Genomic DNA, 506 nt, shown 5'->3' with positions numbered 1-506 from the left:
GGAGACACCATGACATTTAAAAGCATTGCGCTGTCTTTCTTTGTGGCGACGTTACTGTTTGCGACTTCAACAATGATGATAGGCGCTGTGTTGATTTCTTATGAAGTAAAGCAGTTCAACACCTACGCAAATAACTTATCCAAAATAAAGCAAAAAGTCATTTTAATGGGGCTGCTGACTGAAGCGAAGCTCGAACAATACAAAGGCTTGAGCGTTGATGAAGTAGAAGCTCAAACTGAGTTCAGCTTCCAAGACGCAATTTACTCGCTGTCACCGTACGAAAAGCTGAATTACGTTGAAGCCGTCGCGCGTAAATCGCTGCATCAAGCCGAAGCGTATTTGTCGAATGCGTTTAATCGACAAAGTGCCATTATGTATTTTCGCTCTTATACTGGGAGCAAGTTGATTTTAGAGTGCCCAATCAAAGCGTTAGAAGGTGTGAAGGCCACATTCGATGTCGATTGGTGCAAGAGCAACTACTCTTGCGTTCTGGCTGCGTGGACAGA

At 43.9% G+C, this 506-nt stretch carries 1 pseudogene; it reads left to right on the top strand.

Features of this window, described 5'->3' with window-relative positions:
- A pseudogene (locus R8N49_RS30840) lies at nt 1-506 on the top strand (GGDEF domain-containing protein); the annotation flags it as partial.

The sequence above is a fragment of the Vibrio sp. 1978 genome, assembly GCF_033344345.1.
Note: the sequence above shows the minus strand (reverse complement) of the source record. Positions and strands in the feature narration are given on the sequence as shown.